The 3,449-nt window shown below is 57.9% G+C and carries 3 protein-coding genes; 1 reads left to right on the forward strand and 2 read right to left on the reverse strand.

Annotated elements, in window-relative coordinates; genetic code table 11:
* Positions 1-123: 123 nt before the first annotated feature.
* The gene (locus AB5767_RS09960) at positions 124-1,269 is read right to left on the reverse strand and encodes a bactofilin family protein (RefSeq protein WP_368132475.1); all 1,146 of its coding nucleotides are present in this window, start codon (positions 1,267-1,269) and stop codon (positions 124-126) included.
* 106 nt (positions 1,270-1,375) lie between these two features.
* Entirely contained in the window at positions 1,376-2,065 is a 690-nt protein-coding gene (locus tag AB5767_RS09965) for a trimeric intracellular cation channel family protein (RefSeq protein ID WP_368132474.1), read from the reverse strand.
* Positions 2,066-2,369: 304 nt separating this feature from the next.
* Here AB5767_RS09965 and AB5767_RS09970 point away from each other — a divergent pair, with 304 nt between their 5' ends.
* On the forward strand, positions 2,370-3,377 hold the full coding sequence (locus AB5767_RS09970) for a putative endonuclease domain-containing protein (protein WP_368132473.1): 1,008 nt from the start codon (positions 2,370-2,372) through the stop codon (positions 3,375-3,377).
* Positions 3,378-3,449: the final 72 nt, after the last annotated feature.

Here is a 3,449-nt window from a genome sequence, read left to right on the forward strand (position 1 = left end):
GGACTTTATAGCGTCTAACAAGAAAGGGCGTCGACCGTAATGGTCGGCGCCCTTTTTGTGCATAGGGACTGAGCTGGTCTGCACCACCACAAAGGTGCCTGGTCCCTTTGTGGTGGTTGGCGGCTAAGCGGTGGGGAGTCCTGGCGTGTTAGCCGGCTGCTGCGGCTTGACGCGGGCGTTGCGCCAGATGATTTGGATGATGTAACCGAGCATAAAGACAAAGGCCACGCCGCTGATGAAGTCACCTACGAGGGGAAGCCCCGTGAGGGCGCCTGCGATTACGCCGCCCACGGCTGCCATGGCGTAGCGGTTTTGGTTGTGTCCAACCATGCGGGCGATCGCGCACCCCGCAAAGGCACTCGACATCAACGCGATGCCGATAACGCCGCACAAGAGGGTTCCGGCAAGCGACAGACCAACGATAGAGATAATCAGCAGTAGGACGGCGGGGACGATAGCAATCGTGCCCAGAAGACCGCTCACCCACAGGGGCATGGAGCGCTGGTGGAGCATGCCGGCGGCGCTGGCGGTCGCGCGCGGAAAGATGAGCTCGAGCAGCAGAGCGACAAAGCAGGTCGAGAGTGCCGCGGCGACGATACCGCCGATGACATCGTTAACGGTGGAAGTATCCTCGTTCTCGGTGCGGTCGATCTTGAGCGCACCGACCTCGGCTCCCGCGGCGCGCTCGGGGTCCTCGGAGACGTGCGCGTTCACGGTGCCGGTGATGTGGGCGTTCTTGCCCAGGATGAGCTTGTCGGCCCAAACCTCGACATCGCCCTTGACGGTGCCATCGATGGTCACCGTGTCGCCCGCAAGCGCTGCCGACTTGGTGGAGCCTCGCAGGGCAACCGTCTCGCCTATCGCGTAGAAACAGTTGGCGGTGCTGTCGGAATTGAGCACGACATGCTGGCCAGCGACGGTCACGCTGCCATCAACCGTGGTCTTGGCAATGTCGATGGTGCGTGCCGCCAGACGGACGGCGCCGCCCACTGTGCAGTCACGGATCGAGAGGGTATCGCCCGCGGCGATGATATCGCGGCCGATGGACACATCATCCAAGTTGAGGGCCTGACCTGCCCAGTACAGGTCACCTTCGACGCCGGACGGATTGGCGTCATTGTCGGTCGCAAGTACGTTTCCTGCGGTGTCCGTGCCGGCGAACGACGCCGTGGGAAGCACGGTGATCGCCAGCGCGATGAGCGCGAATAGGATGGTGATGCGGCCCCATGCTTTACGGCGCTGGGTCAACGGGAGTTGATTGCAGGGCATAGTGAATCCTTCGTTAGATACTCGGCATATACCTAACAGGGTACCCAACGCGTGGGCGCTCTAAAAGAACCTCTCGGTTGCATTTCGAAGGATGAGCCCGCGCTACCTACTTTTTGCGATGCAAAAAGCGTGCGATGTCATCCTCGGTGGGGCTTTTGATATCAAAGCGCAGCGACAGCCAGCGTAGTCCCATGGTCACCACGACGCAAACGACCAGTGCGACGACATTGCTGACCAAGCCGCTCATGACAAGGCAAACATAGCTTGCCGATCCGGCGATGGCCGCGATGGCATAGAAGTTGGTGCGCTGGAAGATACCCGGCACCACACCCATAAAACCATCTCGCAGCATGCCGCCGCCCACCGCGGTAAAAAAGCCCATCATGATGCACACCGCCGGCGCAAAGCCGTAGACCAGCGCCTTGTCTGCGCCGGTTGCCGCATAAATACCCACCGAGATGATATCGAGCAGGGGAATGAGCTTTTCGGGCTTGTCGACGATTGCCGGGAAGATGTAGATGATGGCCGCGGTGGCGATGGAGAGCGGGAGCGCCATCGGTTGGTTGAGGATGTAGACGTTGCCCACCTGCAGCGTCATATCGCGCAAAAGACCGCCGCCCAGTCCACAGGCCACGGCGAGCGCGACGGCGCCCACCAGGTCGAGTTTGTGCTCGCGTGCGACCAACACGCCCGAGATCGATGCCGCGACGACGGCGAACATCTCGAGCCAAAACGGGATGGCAACCATGGCATCCGAGGCGTGTGCGGTAACGATCATAGCGGCGGCAACGGGCAAGATGGGGTCCTTTGAGTTACGGGTTTAGACAATACCCGTACATAGTACATGTTCGGCGCCGATTGCGACCCTATTGCTCGGCAAACGGTCGGGACTGGATGCTGACATGGCATTGCTGGAATGCCAGGGATCCAAAACATGTACGTCACCCTCCAAAAACGGCATTTTTCGACATCTTTGGAGGCGGACGTACATGTTTGGATTGAGCTCACAGCATGAGTGAGTTGATTTACTCACATCCGGTATATTTCCCCACTTCAACGGACATAAGAGTTGGATACCGGCTCAGAGCGAGAGGCCCTCAATGGATACCCCTGTTCTCATTTCGCATAAAACCGCATGGCTTGTCCATCATGCACCCCAGAATTTGGTTCAGTCTCTTGCGCGGCACGACTACCAGATAGGCGCACAAGGCATCTCCACCCAGCAACGTGTTGCGCGCATACGACAGGCTCTTACCGACTGCGGCATTCCGTCCGATATGCTTAAGACTATCGATATCGCGGTTGTATTCGAATTCGAGCGAATTCGTACCAAAGGCGTCGTTTGTCACATTCTTGGACAAAATCTTCCCTACGAGTATATTAACGAGTTGACGCCCGGAATCTTCATCACCGACGAAGCCTTCACCTTTGTGCTCGCTGCCGAGTGGATGGATAGGATCGAATATCTCGAATATGGCTATGAAGTTTGCGGCGATTATCGCATGAGGCTCAATCCCGCCGACCCTTATACCGGGCAACCAGCCACTACCTCCAAGAATGAAATAACCAAACTGCTCGATCGGCACCCCGGCAAACCCGGTGCCACACGTGCACGGCTCGCGCTCAGGCACATCTACGATCACTCGGCCTCGCCTATGGAGACCGCTTCGGCAATCGCCCTCTCGCTCCCAACAAGCGAAGGCGGCGTTGGTACCCGAGGTATCGAACTCAACAAACCGCTCGAGATCCCTCAACGTCTCTGGCATTGCACAAAAGCCCGAACACTCAAAATCGATGCCCTCATTACCTATAAGCGCAGGGAGCTCGGTATCGAATATAAGGGCGGTTTTCACGATGAGTTCGAGCGCAAGGGAGCAGATGCGGAGCGAGAGGCCGTTCTCTCCCAAATGGGATATCGAATCGTTACGCTCACTTCGGCTCAGTTCGGCAGCCAGCTCGCCTTTCACCGCGCCATGAACAACATTCGCGAAGCACTCGGCATGCCTCGCTGTACCGACACCGGGTACCAGCGAGAGCAAAACGAACTACGCAAGGCACTTATCCGCAACTGGAAGGACATGCGAGACGAAGAGGCACCTTCCGAATAGTGCTACTTCCGTGAACTCAATCCAAACGTGTACGTCAGCCTTCAAAGATGTCGAAAAATGTCGGTTTTGGAG

This window comes from Collinsella aerofaciens, assembly GCF_040926265.1.
GTDB lineage: Bacteria > Actinomycetota > Coriobacteriia > Coriobacteriales > Coriobacteriaceae > Collinsella > Collinsella aerofaciens_BB.

Bases quoted from the DNA above. Each gene is read 5' to 3' on its own strand.
- AB5767_RS09960 (WP_368132475.1), bottom strand. From the start codon at position 1,269: ATGCCCTGCAATCAACTCCCGTTGACCCAGCGCCGTAAAGCATGGGGC.
- AB5767_RS09970 (WP_368132473.1), top strand. From the start codon at position 2,370: ATGGATACCCCTGTTCTCATTTCGCATAAAACCGCATGGCTTGTCCAT.